Annotated in this window: 11 protein-coding genes; 7 read left to right on the plus strand and 4 right to left on the minus strand. The window is 64.4% G+C overall.

The genetic code is table 11. The annotated features are described in order from the left end of the window. Positions 1-8 precede the first annotated feature (8 nt). Positions 9-485, plus strand: a complete 477-nt coding sequence (locus HWX53_RS01780; protein WP_175938883.1) for an OsmC family protein — start codon at positions 9-11, stop codon at positions 483-485. 3 nt (positions 486-488) lie between these two features. On the opposite strand, the gene HWX53_RS01785 is transcribed toward HWX53_RS01780, so the two are convergent. After that, entirely contained in the window at positions 489-1,505 is a 1,017-nt protein-coding gene (locus HWX53_RS01785; protein WP_175938885.1) for a D-2-hydroxyacid dehydrogenase family protein, read from the minus strand. Between the two features lie 509 nt (positions 1,506-2,014). Here HWX53_RS01785 and HWX53_RS01790 point away from each other — a divergent pair. Both HWX53_RS01790 and HWX53_RS01795 read left to right on the plus strand, forming a co-directional pair. After that, entirely contained in the window at positions 2,015-3,886 is a 1,872-nt protein-coding gene (locus HWX53_RS01790; RefSeq protein WP_175938887.1) for a phosphoenolpyruvate carboxykinase (GTP), read from the plus strand. 199 nt (positions 3,887-4,085) lie between these two features. Next, on the plus strand, positions 4,086-5,183 hold the full coding sequence (locus HWX53_RS01795; RefSeq protein WP_175938889.1) for a LysR family transcriptional regulator: 1,098 nt from the start codon (positions 4,086-4,088) through the stop codon (positions 5,181-5,183). An 87-nt stretch (positions 5,184-5,270) separates the two neighbouring features. Here HWX53_RS01795 and HWX53_RS01800 read toward each other — a convergent pair whose 3' ends face one another. From HWX53_RS01800 to dprA, 3 genes are all read right to left on the minus strand, one after another. Next, on the minus strand, positions 5,271-7,928 hold the full coding sequence (locus HWX53_RS01800) for a DNA topoisomerase III (protein WP_175938891.1): 2,658 nt from the start codon (positions 7,926-7,928) through the stop codon (positions 5,271-5,273). A gap of 169 nt (positions 7,929-8,097) precedes the next feature. Further along, positions 8,098-8,475 (minus strand): thioredoxin family protein, encoded by a 378-nt coding sequence (locus HWX53_RS01805; protein WP_175938893.1) that lies wholly within the window; start codon positions 8,473-8,475, stop codon positions 8,098-8,100. Positions 8,476-8,547: 72 nt separating this feature from the next. After that, on the minus strand, positions 8,548-9,768 hold the full coding sequence (gene dprA / locus HWX53_RS01810) for a DNA-processing protein DprA (protein ID WP_175938895.1): 1,221 nt from the start codon (positions 9,766-9,768) through the stop codon (positions 8,548-8,550). A 199-nt stretch (positions 9,769-9,967) separates the two neighbouring features. On the opposite strand from dprA, the gene def reads away from it, so the two are divergent. The 4 genes from def to htpX all read left to right on the plus strand — a co-directional run bounded on the left by def (position 9,968) and on the right by htpX (position 13,166). Continuing rightward, positions 9,968-10,471: a peptide deformylase gene (gene def / locus HWX53_RS01815; protein WP_175938897.1), complete on the plus strand. Its 504-nt coding sequence runs from the start codon at positions 9,968-9,970 to the stop codon at positions 10,469-10,471. Positions 10,472-10,522: 51 nt separating this feature from the next. Next, positions 10,523-11,518 carry a methionyl-tRNA formyltransferase gene (gene fmt, locus HWX53_RS01820; protein ID WP_175938898.1) on the plus strand — a complete coding sequence of 332 codons (996 nt, stop codon included), beginning with the start codon at positions 10,523-10,525 and terminating at the stop codon, positions 11,516-11,518. A 28-nt stretch (positions 11,519-11,546) separates the two neighbouring features. After that, on the plus strand, positions 11,547-12,194 hold the full coding sequence (locus tag HWX53_RS01825) for a LysE family translocator (protein ID WP_175938900.1): 648 nt from the start codon (positions 11,547-11,549) through the stop codon (positions 12,192-12,194). A 117-nt stretch (positions 12,195-12,311) separates the two neighbouring features. Next, positions 12,312-13,166, plus strand: coding sequence for a zinc metalloprotease HtpX (htpX, locus tag HWX53_RS01830; RefSeq protein ID WP_175938902.1), 855 nt, complete (start codon positions 12,312-12,314; stop codon positions 13,164-13,166). The last annotated feature ends 64 nt before the right edge of the window (positions 13,167-13,230 follow it).

Raw genomic sequence — 13,230 nt, forward strand, 5'->3', positions numbered from 1 at the left:
GGCATGCCGTGTCGAAGCTGCATCGCTATGAACTGACCGTCGCGTGGACCGGCGATCTCGGCTCCGGCACGTCCGCCTACGACGCGTACTCGCGCGACCATCTCGTGCGCGTCGGCACGAAGCCCGCAATCGAGGCATCGAGCGATCCGGCGTTTCGCGGCGACGCCGCGCGTCACAATCCGGAGGAGTTGTTCGTGGCGTCGCTCTCGTCGTGCCACATGCTCTGGTATCTGCACCTGTGCGCGACCAACAAGGTCGTCGTCACGGGCTATGTCGATCAAGCCATCGGCACGATGCAGGAAGAGCCCGGCGGCAGCGGGCGCTTCGTCGATGTGCTGCTGCGCCCCAAAGTGACCATCGGCGCGGGCGGCGACGCTGCGCTCGCCGCGCGGCTGCATGAGGAAGCGCACCGGTACTGTTTCATCGCGAATTCGGTGAATTTCCCGGTGCGCTGCGAGCCGGCTATCGACGTGTCGACGCTCTGAACGTCAACGGCGGCGCGCGTGCTGGAGCGCCTCCGGATTCGCCACGCTCGACATATCGCCGGCATCGAACGCGAGAATGTTCTTGAACGCCGCGCTGAAGTACAGCTCGTAGCTTTCGCGCTCCACGTAGCCGATGTGCGGCGTACAGATCACGTTCTCCATGCGCAAGAGCCCGTAGCCTTGCAGAATCGGCTCGCTTTCGTAGACGTCCACCGCGACCATGCCCGGCCGGTTGTGATGCAGCGAATTCAGAAGCGCGTTCTCTTCGAGCAGTTCCGCGCGGCTCGTGTTGACGAAAAGCGCGGTCGGCTTCATGCGCATGAGATCGTCCGTTTTGACGATGGCGCGCGTTTCGTCGTTCAGACGCAGATGCACGGTGAGCACGTCGCTCTGCTCGAACAGCATCTCACGGCTTTCCGCGATCGCCACGCCGTCCTCGCGCGCCGCCTCCTGCGAGTGCTCGCGGCCGTAGACGAGCACGTTCATGCCGAACGCCTTGCCGTAGCCCGCCACCAGCCTGCCGATCTTTCCGTAGCCCCAGATGCCGAGCGTCTGACCGCGAAGCACTTGCCCGAGCCCGAAGTTCGGCGGCAGCGCGGACGTCTTCAATCCCGACTGTTGCCACGCGCCTTGCTTCAGATTTGCGACGTACTGCGGAATGCGCCGCTGCGCCGCCATGATGAGCGCCCACGTCAGTTCGGCCGGCGCGACGGGTGAACCGGTTCCTTCCAGTACCGCGATTCCGCGCTCCGTACACGCGTCGATGTCGATATGGCCGCCGCCCGCGCGACCGGTCTGACTAATCATGCGCAACTTCGGGCATTTATCGAGCAACTGCGAGCTAATGCGCGTGCGTTCACGAATGAGCACCAGCGCGTCCACTTCCGACAGTCTGCTAGCCAACTGTCCGAGCCCACGCACCGTGTTATTGAAGACCTTCACCTCATGGTCATCGAGCAGATGGAAGCAGTCGAGCTTCCGAACGGCGTCCTGGTAGTCGTCGAGAATGGCGATTTTCATGGAATGTGATTGCGTATTGTTGGGCATTAAACCTGCTGCGTCGTCTAACCGGCAATTGAAAGAAGCGAGGATTAACTTCGGGTAATTACCGATAAATCCGTGCTATTCCGCCGAAACCTGTGCTTTATGCGCAGCGTCAATGTCTCGCTGCGATGCGGTGTTATGCTTGATTCCCGCTTGATTCCCGCTTGCTTCCCCTTAATCGGCGGCGGATAAAGGTCCGCGTCGAAAAGCGAAAATCGCGGCGCCCATTGCGGAAAACACGGTAATCAGCAAGGGGACAGGCCGCTTAGTATCTCTTTTTAACAGTTTGTTCCTTTGCGGCGCAAGCCACGGCAGGAAGCGCCCGAAGGTCAGCAAGAGTCACGCCCCGAGGACGCCGCACTCGGCTGGTCGACCGCATTTGCGTGAGCGCGCTTGCGTGAAGCGCCCGCGGTCCCGTCGAAACGCCTCTCGCACGCAGCGTCCGGGCGCACGGTTTTTCATTGCAGAAGAACGGAGACAGCTCGATGAACCAGCCCGCAGTAGTCGAACAAAACAATAACAATGCCATCGACGTCGAAGCGCCGGCCTATGTCCGGCACGCAAGACTGATCGAATGGGTTCAACGCGTCGCGGCGCTCACCAAGCCGGAACGCATCGTCTGGTGCGACGGCTCGCAGGAAGAGTACGACCGGCTCTGCGCACAGATGGTCGCCGCCGGCACCATGAAGAAGCTCAATCCCGAAAAACGCCCGAACTCGTACCTCGCGTGCTCCGATCCGTCGGACGTGGCGCGCGTCGAGGATCGCACGTTCATCTGCTCGCAGCGTCGCGAAGACGCCGGCCCGACGAACAACTGGATCGACCCGCAGGAAATGCGCACGACGCTCGACGGCCTCTTCGACGGCGCCATGCGCGGCCGCACGATGTACGTCGTGCCGTTCTCGATGGGCCCGCTCGGCTCGCCTATCGCGCATATCGGCGTGGAACTGTCGGATAGCCCGTACGTCGTCACGAACATGCGCATCATGACGCGCATGGGCCGCGAGGTGTACGACGTGCTCGGCGCGGACGGCGAGTTCGTGCCGTGCGTGCACTCGGTCGGCGCGCCGCTCGCGGACGGCCGCAAGGATGTGCCGTGGCCGTGCAACGACACGAAGTACATCGTGCATTTCCCCGAATCGCGCGAGATCTGGAGCTTCGGCTCGGGCTACGGCGGCAACGCGCTGCTCGGCAAGAAGTGTTTCGCGCTGCGCATTGCATCGACCATGGGCCGCGACGAGGGCTGGCTCGCCGAGCACATGCTGATTTTGGGCGTCACGTCGCCGCAAGGGCGCAAGTACCACGTCGCGGCGGCGTTCCCGTCCGCGTGCGGCAAGACCAACTTCGCGATGCTGATTCCGCCTTCCGACCTCAATGGTTGGAAAGTGACGACCATCGGCGACGACATCGCGTGGATCAAGCCGGGCCGCGACGGCCGTCTCTACGCGATCAACCCGGAAGCGGGCTATTTCGGCGTCGCGCCGGGCACGAGCGAAAAAACCAACTTTAACGCGATGGCGACGCTCAAGGAGAACGTGATCTTCACGAACGTCGCGCTGACCGACGACGGCGACGTCTGGTGGGAAGGCATGACCGACGCGCCGCCCGCCCATCTGATCGACTGGCAGGGCCGCGACTGGACGCCGGAAATCGCGAAGGAGACCGGCGCGAAGGCCGCGCACCCGAACGCGCGGTTTACTGCGCCCGCGTCGCAGTGTCCGTCGATCGATCCGGACTGGGAGAACCCGGCGGGCGTGCCGATCGACGCGTTCGTCTTCGGCGGACGGCGCTCGAACACGGTGCCGCTCGTGACCGAAGCGCGCGACTGGAAGGAAGGCGTCTACATGGCCGCGACGATGGGCTCGGAAACCACGGCCGCCGCGGCGGGCCAGCAGGGCGTCGTGCGCCGCGATCCGTTCGCGATGTTGCCGTTCTGCGGCTACAACATGAGCGACTACTTCGGCCATTGGCTCAAGATGGGCGAGCGCCTGCAAGCGCAGAACGCGGAGCCGCCGAAGTTCTTCTGCGTCAACTGGTTCCGCAAGGGCGAGGACGGCAAGTTCGTGTGGCCGGGCTTCGGCGAGAACATGCGCGTGCTGAACTGGATGGTCGGACGCATCGAGGGCACGGCGAGCGGCGAGGAACACGCGTTCGGCATCTCGCCGCGCTATGAAGACATCGACTGGGGCGCGCTCGATTTCACGCGCGAGCAGTTCCAGCAGGTCATCTCGGTGAACGACGCCGCGTGGCGCGATGAACTCACTTTGCATGACGAGTTGTTCGCGAAGCTTCAGCAAGGGCTGCCGGACGCGCTCCCGGAAGCCAAGGCGGACATGGAAAAGCGTCTCGCTGCCTGATGCTGCTTAGTAACACCGGCGGCTTTTGCATTGGAAGATGACCGAACGGTCATCTTTCTCCGCCGAAGCCGCTTCCCTCATGATTTTTTCCTAAAAACCACGGCGCCTCCGCAACTTCTGCACGAATCTTCGAGTCCTAGGATAATTCTGAATTGCCTTGCAGCAGGATTTATAGCCGCGTGGCGGCAGGAGTTGTCCCATGGATCATTTGCAGTCGATGAAGGTGTTCGTTCGCGTGGCCGATCTCGGCAGTTTTGCCCGGGCCGCCAGCGCGATGGACATCTCGAACGCGGTGGCGACGCGCCACGTCGCCGATCTGGAAAGTCGTCTCGGCACGCGTCTGCTCAACCGCACGACGCGCAGCCTTTCGCTCACGGAATCCGGTCAGGTGTATCTTGAGCGGGCGCGCCAGATTCTCGATGAACTCGAAGATGTCGAACAGATGGTGGTCGCGCGCAATCACGAGCCGCTAGGTTCCCTGCGCATTGTCGCGCCGGTCGTGTTCGGCCTGCACAATCTCGCGCCCGTGTTGCAGACGTACGCGCAGCGCTATCCGAAAGTCGTGCCCGACGTGACGCTGGTGGACCGCCAGGTCGATCTCGTGGAAGAAGGATTCGATGTTGGCATCGTCATCGCGCGGCAGGTGAAGAGCGCGAGCGTCGTGACGCGACGCCTGACCACGGGCTGCATGACCGTGTGCGCGACGCCCGAATACCTTGAAAAGCACGGCACGCCGACGCGGCCGGAACATTTGCTGGAGCATCCGTGCCTGAGTCTGCCGTCCGAGTATTGGGGCGACGAGCGCGTCTTCACGGGTCCGGACGGCGAAGTGCGCGTGCGGCCGCAGAACGTCATCATTGCGAACAATACCGAAATGCTGCGGCAGTTCGCGTTGCTCGGCATGGGCATCGCGATTTTGCCGAGCTATCTGATCGGCAACGACATGAACCGCAATCAACTGGTGCGCCTGCTCGGCGACTATCAGCTGCCGCAGGTCGAAATCAACGTCGCGTATCCGAGCCGGCGGCACTTGCCCGCGAAGGTCCGCACGTTCATCGATCATCTCGTCGAGCACTTTAGCCAGACGCCGAATCATCAGCTCGGCGAGCAGTGGATTCGCGATGGCATCGGCAAGCCGGCGGCCGCGAGCAGCGCGGAAGCCCACTACGCTCACGCCGATGAAGCCAAAGCGCCGCCGCCCGCGCCGCGTTCCCGCTCGATGGACGGCGAACTCGGCCCGAAGCTGGCGAAGCCTTCGCGAACGCGAGGGCGCGTGCCGGCAGCGTCGCCGTTCTGATCGGCTGGGCGCCTTCGAGCGCGCATCGGACAAAAAAAGCCCGCGAATCGCTTCGCGGGCTTTTTGCTTTTTGGCCGGCGCGGCCGATCAACCCGCTTTGCGCGCCGCCGTCTTCTTCGCCGCCGCTTTCTTCGCCGGCGCTTTCTTGGCCGCGACCGTCTTCGTGGCCGTCTTCCGCGTCGTCTTCGCGGCTACGGCGACGTCGCTATCGCCTTCGTCCGCGTTGTCGGTCTGGGCATCGGCGGTCGCGCCGCGCTTCGCCGCCGCTGTCTTCGCGCCCGGCTTGGCCTCTTTCTTCTCGAATTCGAAGCCGATCTTGCCGTCCGGTTGCTTGACGAGATACGCCTTAAAGTTGCGCCCCGTCCGTGACGACTTGAAGTTCGTCAGCAGATCGGTGCGGCCTTCGTTCAGCAGCTTCTCCATCTGCTCGCGCGCAATCTCCTGTTGCAGGATGACTTTGCCGGAGCGGAAATCGCAAGTCTTCGGATTCGCGACCGAGTTCTCGCACACGAAACTCATGCCGTGCTCGAACACGCGCGACTGGCACTTCGGACACGCGCCGACCGGCGTCTGCTCCGAGAAATCGGGCGGTTCGCCGTCCTCGCCGCCGGTGTCCTGACCGAAATCGAACTCCAGCTTGAAGTTCTTGATCTCGTCGTCGAACGCGAGCTTGAGAATGGCCGAGAACGGACGACCCATCTTGCTGCGGAAACCCGACAGCGGACCGATGGTCTTCTCGCGCAGCAGTTCCTCGACTTCCGGGATCTCGAACTGACGGCCGCCCGGAATCTTCGAGATCGAGAACTCGCACTTCGTGCACGCAAAGCGCCGATAGTTCTCCTTCACCTGCGCGCCGCAATTCGGGCACGGCGTCTCCAGCGTCGCGTAATCGCCGGGGATCGTGTCAGAGTCGTATTCCTTCGCGCGCTTCACGATGGTCTGCGTCATGCGCGCGATTTCCTGCATGAACGCGTCCCGATGCAGGTTGCCGCGCTCCATCTGCGAGAGCTTGTGCTCCCATTCGCCGGTCAACTCCGGCGCGGTCAGCTCCTCGACGCCGAGCCCGCGCAAGAGCGTCATCAACTGGAACGCCTTGGCAGTCGGGATCAACTCGCGGCCCTCGCGCACCATGTACTTCTCGCCGAGCAGTCCTTCGATGATGGCGGCGCGCGTGGCCGGCGTGCCTAGGCCCTTCGCGGCCATCGCCTCGCGCAGCTCTTCGTCTTCGACGAGCTTGCCCGCGCCTTCCATCGCGGAAAGCAGCGACGCCTCGTTGTAACGCGCGGGCGGCTTGGTCACGAGCCCATGCGCCTCGACCTTCTCGACGTCGACCGTTTCGCCCTTCTGCACCGGCACCAGATTGCCTTCCTCGCCCGCGGCTTCGCGGCCGTAGACCTGCAACCAGCCCGGCTCCACGAGCACCTTGCCTTCGGTCTTGAAGTGATGCCCCGAGACTTCGGTGATGCGCGTGGTAACGAGGTACTCCGCCGCCGGGAAGAACACGGACAGGAACCGCTTCACGACGAGGTCATACAGCTTCTGCTCGGGCTCGGACAGCGCTTTGGGCGCTTGCAGCGTCGGAATGATGGCGAAGTGGTCGCTGATCTTCGAATTATCGAAGATGCGCTTGTTCGGCTTCACCCAGCCCTTGTCGAGCACCTGCTTGGCGAACGGCAAGTAGTTGTTGCTCTCCTTGAGCATGGTCAGCGTTTCCTTGACCGTGCCCAAGTAGTCTTCCGGCAGCGCGCGCGAATCCGTACGCGGGTACGTCAGGACCTTGTGCTTCTCATAGAGCGCCTGCGCGAGCCCGAGCGTGTTCTTCGCCGAGAAGCCGAAGCGGCTGTTGGCTTCGCGCTGAAGGCTCGTCAGGTCGAAGAGTAGCGGCGACATCTGCGTGGACGGCTTCGATTCTTCCGTCACCGTGCCGGTTTTGCCGCGGCACGCCGCGACAACCGATTCAGCCGCCGCGAGACTCCACAGACGCGAGTCGCGCTGCTCCGGATCGTTCTCGACGCGCTTGAACTTCGGGTCGAACCAGCGGCCTTCGTAAAGTCCCTTCGCCGCGATGAACTGCGCGCGCACTTCCCAATAGTCGCGCGGCACGAACCGGCGAATTTTCTCTTCACGTTCGACGACGATCGACAAAGTTGGCGTTTGAACGCGGCCGACGGTCGTCAGAAAGAAACCGCCGCCCTTGCTGTTGAACGCGGTCATCGCCCGCGTGCCGTTGATGCCGACGAGCCAGTCCGCCTCCGAGCGGCAACGCGCGGCGTCCGCGAGCGGCTGCATGTCCGCGTCGCTGCGCAGATTCGCGAAGCCTTCGCGGATCGCGGCGGGCGTCATCGACTGAAGCCAGAGGCGCTGGATGGGCTGCTTCGCTTTGGCGTGCTGCGCGATGAGGCGGAAAATCAGCTCGCCCTCGCGCCCCGCGTCGCATGCGTTGATGAGCCGGTCGATATCCTTGCGCTTCAAGAGCTTGGTCAGGACCTTCAGCCGCGATTCGCTTTTCGCGATGGGATTCAGATCGAAATGCGGCGGAATCACCGGCAGGTTCGCGAAGCTCCATTTGCCGCGCTTGACGTCGTATTCCTCCGGCGCGGCGATTTCCAGCAGGTGGCCGACCGCGGACGAGAGCACGTAGTCGTCGCTCTCGTAGTACTCGTCATGCTTGGTGAAGCCGCCCAGCGCGCGCGCGATGTCGTTCGCGACGGAGGGCTTCTCAGCGATGATCAGGGCTTTGGACATGACTCAATATGGTTGGGAACTGGCAGCGGCCCCGTTTGGACCGCTTTAACGACCGCTTTATAGCACACGGTTTGCGCCGTGAGCGTCGCGGTTTCGATAACGACGCCCGGCGAAGCGGCGCCCGGGCGCGTTTCGGAAGGCGCAACCGGGTGGCGCCGATCCGTTTTGTCTACGCTATAGCAAGCGCCGGGCGCAGCTTGGGCGCGCCGGTCATGTCGGGCAGGGCGGTGAGGTCCGTGAGCATGCGCTCGACGATTGAGACCTGCGGCAGCACCGTGCCGAAAAATCGGGTCGTGACGGAATCCTCGATGAGAATGGTCGGGAAATTTTCGACGTCCAGGTCATCGAAGCGGTCCGCCTGGTTCTCGATGTCGATCCACGCGAAGCAGATGTCCGGATGCGCGTCGGCCAGCTTATTGAAGCCGTCGCGATAATCCCGGCACGTTCCGCACCACTCCGCGCACAGGCAGGCGACGAACAGCGTGCCCGGCACGGCGAGGCGTTCGGCGATTTGTTCGGCGTCGGTATCGAGATTGAACGCGGACATGGGTTGGAGACAATCCTTTCTTATGGCAAAGCCGTGCGGCGCAATTTCTCGCGAATGTAGCACGAGGCGGGCTCAGGAGCGTTCGAGCGCCCCGTACCGGCCGCCCGGCAGCGCCGTCGCCAGCCCGGCGAGTTCGAGCTGGAGCAGCGCGCCTTGAAGCGCCGCGCCGTCGAGATCGGTACGCTCGGCCAGAATTTCAAGCGTCGCGGGCGCGTGACCGAGCGCGGCGAGCACGCGTTCGGCGTCGTCCGTCGGGGCGTCGGCAGGCACGCGTGCGGACGCCCACGACGCGCTCGGCGCTCGCGGCTTGCCGCGCCGGCCCGACGCGGGCGCCTGAGCGGCCGGGAAGCCGAACTCTTCGAGCACGTCTTCCGGCGTTTCGACGAGCTTCGCGCCCTGTTTGATGAGCCGGTGGCAGCCCTGCGACAGCGGCGCGTGAATCGATCCGGGAATCGCGAAAACGTCGCGCCCGATCTCGGCGGCCAGGCGCGCGGTGATGAGCGAACCCGAGCGCATCGCGGCTTCGACGATCAGCACGCCGCTCGACAATCCCGCGATCAGCCGGTTGCGCTGCGGGAAGTTCGCGGATCGCGCGGGCGTGCCGAGCGGCCATTCCGACAGAATCGCGCCGTCGCGGGCGATTTCGTGCGCGAGCGTGTGGTTGTGCGCCGGATACACGAGATCCGCGCCCGTGCCGATGACGGCGATCGTCCCCGCGCGGCCGTCGAGCGCGCCGCGATGCGCGGCGGCGTCGATGCCGAGCGCGAGCCCCGATACGACGGCGAGTCCGGCATCCGAAAGCGCCCGTGCGAAGCGCCGCGCGTCTTCCGCGCCTTGCGGCGTCGCGTTCCGGCTGCCGACGATCGCCACCGCCCGCGACTGAAGCACGTCGAGCCGTCCTTTCGCGTAGAGCACGGGCGGCGGGTCGGGCATGGTCAAGAGCGCCTGCGGATACTGGGCGTCCGCCAGCGTGAGCAGATGATTGCCCGGCTCGGACGCCCAGTCGCGCACGCATTCAATATAGTCATCGAACGGAACGCCTTCGACGTCCGCTGGCGGCGCGGTCACGGCTTTCGCCGCGCTTTCGTCCGTGGCGCGGGCGAGCGCGGCGAAGCTCTCCGACAGCACTTCGAGCGGCCCGCCGAACGCGCCGAGCAGCGTGCGCAGCGCGAGCGGGCGCAAGCCTTTTGCGTGCGCGAGCCGCAGCCACGCGCGAAATTCGTCGGATTCGGTTGTCGGCGCGGCGCTTTCAGCAAGGGGCGCCGGGTCGGTCGGCAGGGTGTCGGTCGTCATGTTAAGATTTTTTGATCCCGTATAAATCAAGAATCGTCGCCCGGCCGCGCTGCCGGTCCGTAGCGACGCTGTCTGCCGCTTGCCGGCGGCGTTGAATCCCGTGGATTCGCCCGCATATCTTCGGCAAGCCGCAAGGCCCCCGCAACCTGGCCGAATGGCCGACTTCACCGCGTCGTGGCGCGTGTAGATAATTCGAATCATGGCTCTGCTCAAGATACTCAACTACCCGGACAAGCGGCTGAACAAGGTGGCGAAGCCCGTCGCCGTGGTGGACGACCGCATCCGCAAGCTCGTCGCCGACATGGCCGAGACGATGTACGCCGCGCCCGGCGTCGGCCTCGCGGCCACGCAGGTGGACGTGCACGAGCGCGTGATCGTCATCGACGTTTCGGACGCGCACGACGAACTGATGGTCTTCATCAATCCGGAAATCGTCTGGGCGAGCGAGGTCAAAAAGGACTGGGAAGAGGGCTGTCTGTCCGTGCCGGGCATTTACGACGTCGTCCAACGGCCGGACCGGGTTCGCGTGAGGGCGCTCAATGAGAAGGGCGAGACGTTCGAGCTCGATTGCGAAGGGTTGCTCGCCGTGTGCGTGCAGCACGAAATCGATCACCTGGACGGGCACGTCTTCGTGGAATATCTGTCGCAACTCAAGCAGACGCGCATTCGCGGGAAGATGAAAAAGCTCGAAAAGGCGCTGTAACCGGCGGTACGATGCACGTTTTTGCAGGCGCGCCGAACGGCGCTTTCTCCGATGACTCAATCGCTGCGTGTCGTTTTCGCCGGTACGCCTGAATTTGCCGCCGCCGCGCTCGCGGCCATCCACGCGGCAGGCTTTCCGGTTCCTCTCGTTCTCACGCAGCCCGACCGGCCCGCCGGCCGCGGCATGAAACTGACCGCCAGTCCGGTCAAGCGTTTCGCGGTCGAGCACGGTCTTCCGGTCGCGCAGCCGACGTCGCTCAGGCGCGCGGGCAAATATCCGGAAGAGGCGGCGCAAGCCATCGATCTGTTGCGCGCCACGCCGCACGATGTGATGGTCGTGGCGGCCTACGGCCTGATCCTGCCGCAGGAAGTGCTCGATATTCCGCCACGCGGCGCGATCAATATCCACGCATCGCTGCTGCCGCGCTGGCGCGGGGCCGCGCCGATCCATCGCGCGATCGAAGCGGGCGACGCGCAAACGGGCATCACGCTCATGCAGATGGACGCCGGTCTCGACACCGGCGCCATGATCCGCGAAGTCCGCACGCCCATCCTTCCGGACGACACCACGGCCACGCTGCACGACCGGCTCGCGCAGATGGGCGCGGAACTGATCGTCGCGGCCCTGCGCGATCTCGAACGCGACGGCAAGCTTCCCGCCACGCCTCAGCCGGAAGACGGCACCACCTACGCCGAGAAGATTGCGAAGCACGAGGCGGCGCTCGACTGGCGTCGCCCGGCGGACGAACTCGCGCGACAAGTCCGCGCGTTCGATCCGTTCCCGGGCGCGTCCGGCACGCTGGACGACACGGCTATTAAGATCTGGTCGGCGCAGCCGCTTAACGATGCGCACGGGCAGCAGCCGGGCGTCATTCTGGACGTCTCCGCGGAAGGCATCGTCGTGGCTTGCGGCTACGGCGCGCTCAAGCTGACGCAGCTACAGAAGCCGGGCGGCAAGCGGCTCGCGGCGCGCGAATTTCTGGCGGGAACGCCTCTGTCGAAGGGGCAACGTTTCGCCGTTCACGAAGACGCGCGCAGCATAGAATAAAAAGTCGCTCACGTTTCTCGGGGTCGCCATGCTCGGCATTACAGGTTTCGCCTTCTTTCTCGTCGCCGTGTTCCTGCTGAACGTCACGCCGGGGCCGGACACCGCGTACATCGTCGGGCGCAGCGTCGCGCAAGGGCGCGGCGCGGGCATTGTGTCGGCGCTCGGCATTTCGGCGGGATGCGTCGTGCACACGCTTGCCTGCGCGTTCGGCCTCACGGCGATCCTCGCGGCATCGGCGACGGCGTTCACCGTCGTCAAGATCGCGGGCGCGATCTATCTGATGTACCTCGGCGTGCGGCTGATCTTCACGAAGCACGAGGCCGCGAGCGACGTGGCATCCGCTAAAGCCAGCGCCAAGGGCGCGCCGAAGTCGCTGCGCCAGCTTTTCACGCAGGGTTTCGTGACAAACGTGCTCAACCCGAAGGTCGTGCTCTTCTTCGTCTCGTTTTTCCCGCAGTTCGTCGCGGCCGACAGCCAGCACAAAACGCTCGCGTTTCTCACGCTCGGCCTCGTGTTCATCGCGATGAGCACCGTCTGGAACAGCTTCGTCGCGTGGATCGCGGGCAGCGTCACGGAACGCTTCTCCGGGAAACCGGGCGTGAAGAAGTGGCTGGATCGCGGCGTGGGCGGCGCGTTCGTCGGTCTCGGCATCAAACTGGCCACCTCCCACCGATAGTTGAATTTTTTGCGGATGCCCCTATCTAACGTTTTGCTTACAATGAGCGTCCCGGCCGACGTGGGCGGGACCACCGCGCAAATGGCGCACCGTGTTTAGGGAGAAGGAGCTCTGCATATGTTCAACTGGGTCAAAACCGCGATGCTGATGGCAGCGATCACGGCCCTTTTCGTCGTGATCGGCGGCATGATCGGCGGGTCGAAGGGCATGATGCTCGCGCTGGTCGTGGCGCTCGGCATGAATTTCTTCTCGTATTGGTTCTCGGACAAGATGGTCCTGCGCATGTACAACGCGCAGGAAGTCGACGAAACCACCGCGCCGCAGTTCTATCGCATGGTGCGCGAGCTGGCCACGCGCGCGCAGTTGCCGATGCCGCGCGTCTATCTCATCAACGAAGACGCGCCGAACGCGTTTGCCACCGGCCGCAATCCGGAGCACGCGGCGGTCGCGGCGACGACCGGCATCCTGCGCGTGCTGTCCGAGCGCGAGATGCGCGGCGTGATGGCGCACGAACTCGCGCACGTGAAGCATCGCGACATTCTCATCTCGACCATCTCCGCGACGATGGCCGGCGCGATCTCGGCGCTCGCGAACTTCGCGATGTTCTTCGGCGGCCGCGACGAGGAAGGCCGTCCGGCGAATCCGATCGCGAGCATTGCCGTGGCGATTCTCGCGCCGATCGCGGGCGCGATGATCCAGATGGCGATTTCCCGCGCGCGCGAGTTCGAGGCGGACCGCGGCGGCGCGCAGATCTCGGGCGATCCGCAGGCGCTCGCTAGCGCGCTGGAGAAGATTCATGCGTACGCGTCCGGCGTGCCGTTCCCGGCGGCGGAAGCGCATCCTGCCACCGCGCAGATGATGATCATGAATCCGCTGTCGGGTGGCAGCATCGCGAATCTGTTCTCGACGCACCCGGCCACCGAAGAGCGCGTCGCGCGTCTCATGGAAATGGCGCGGACCGGGCGCATGTAAGCGCTTCGCGTCGGTAGTCGAAAGCAAGGCCGCTCCGGCACGTCCGGGCGGCCTTTTTCTTTGC

It is taken from the genome of Caballeronia sp. BCC1704 (assembly GCF_902833455.1).
Lineage (GTDB): Bacteria > Pseudomonadota > Gammaproteobacteria > Burkholderiales > Burkholderiaceae > Caballeronia.

What these genes read in the sequence shown, in the direction of transcription:
- HWX53_RS01785 (WP_175938885.1), bottom strand. Translation starts at nt 1,505, where the DNA reads ATGAAAATCGCCATTCTCGACGACTACCAGGACGCCGTTCGGAAGCTC.
- HWX53_RS01790 (WP_175938887.1), top strand. Translation starts at nt 2,015, where the DNA reads ATGAACCAGCCCGCAGTAGTCGAACAAAACAATAACAATGCCATCGAC.
- HWX53_RS01795 (WP_175938889.1), top strand. Translation starts at nt 4,086, where the DNA reads ATGGATCATTTGCAGTCGATGAAGGTGTTCGTTCGCGTGGCCGATCTC.
- HWX53_RS01800 (WP_175938891.1), bottom strand. Translation starts at nt 7,928, where the DNA reads ATGTCCAAAGCCCTGATCATCGCTGAGAAGCCCTCCGTCGCGAACGAC.
- HWX53_RS01805 (WP_175938893.1), bottom strand. Translation starts at nt 8,475, where the DNA reads ATGTCCGCGTTCAATCTCGATACCGACGCCGAACAAATCGCCGAACGC.
- dprA (WP_175938895.1), bottom strand. Translation starts at nt 9,768, where the DNA reads ATGACGACCGACACCCTGCCGACCGACCCGGCGCCCCTTGCTGAAAGC.
- def (WP_175938897.1), top strand. Translation starts at nt 9,968, where the DNA reads ATGGCTCTGCTCAAGATACTCAACTACCCGGACAAGCGGCTGAACAAG.
- fmt (WP_175938898.1), top strand. Translation starts at nt 10,523, where the DNA reads ATGACTCAATCGCTGCGTGTCGTTTTCGCCGGTACGCCTGAATTTGCC.
- HWX53_RS01825 (WP_175938900.1), top strand. Translation starts at nt 11,547, where the DNA reads ATGCTCGGCATTACAGGTTTCGCCTTCTTTCTCGTCGCCGTGTTCCTG.
- htpX (WP_175938902.1), top strand. Translation starts at nt 12,312, where the DNA reads ATGTTCAACTGGGTCAAAACCGCGATGCTGATGGCAGCGATCACGGCC.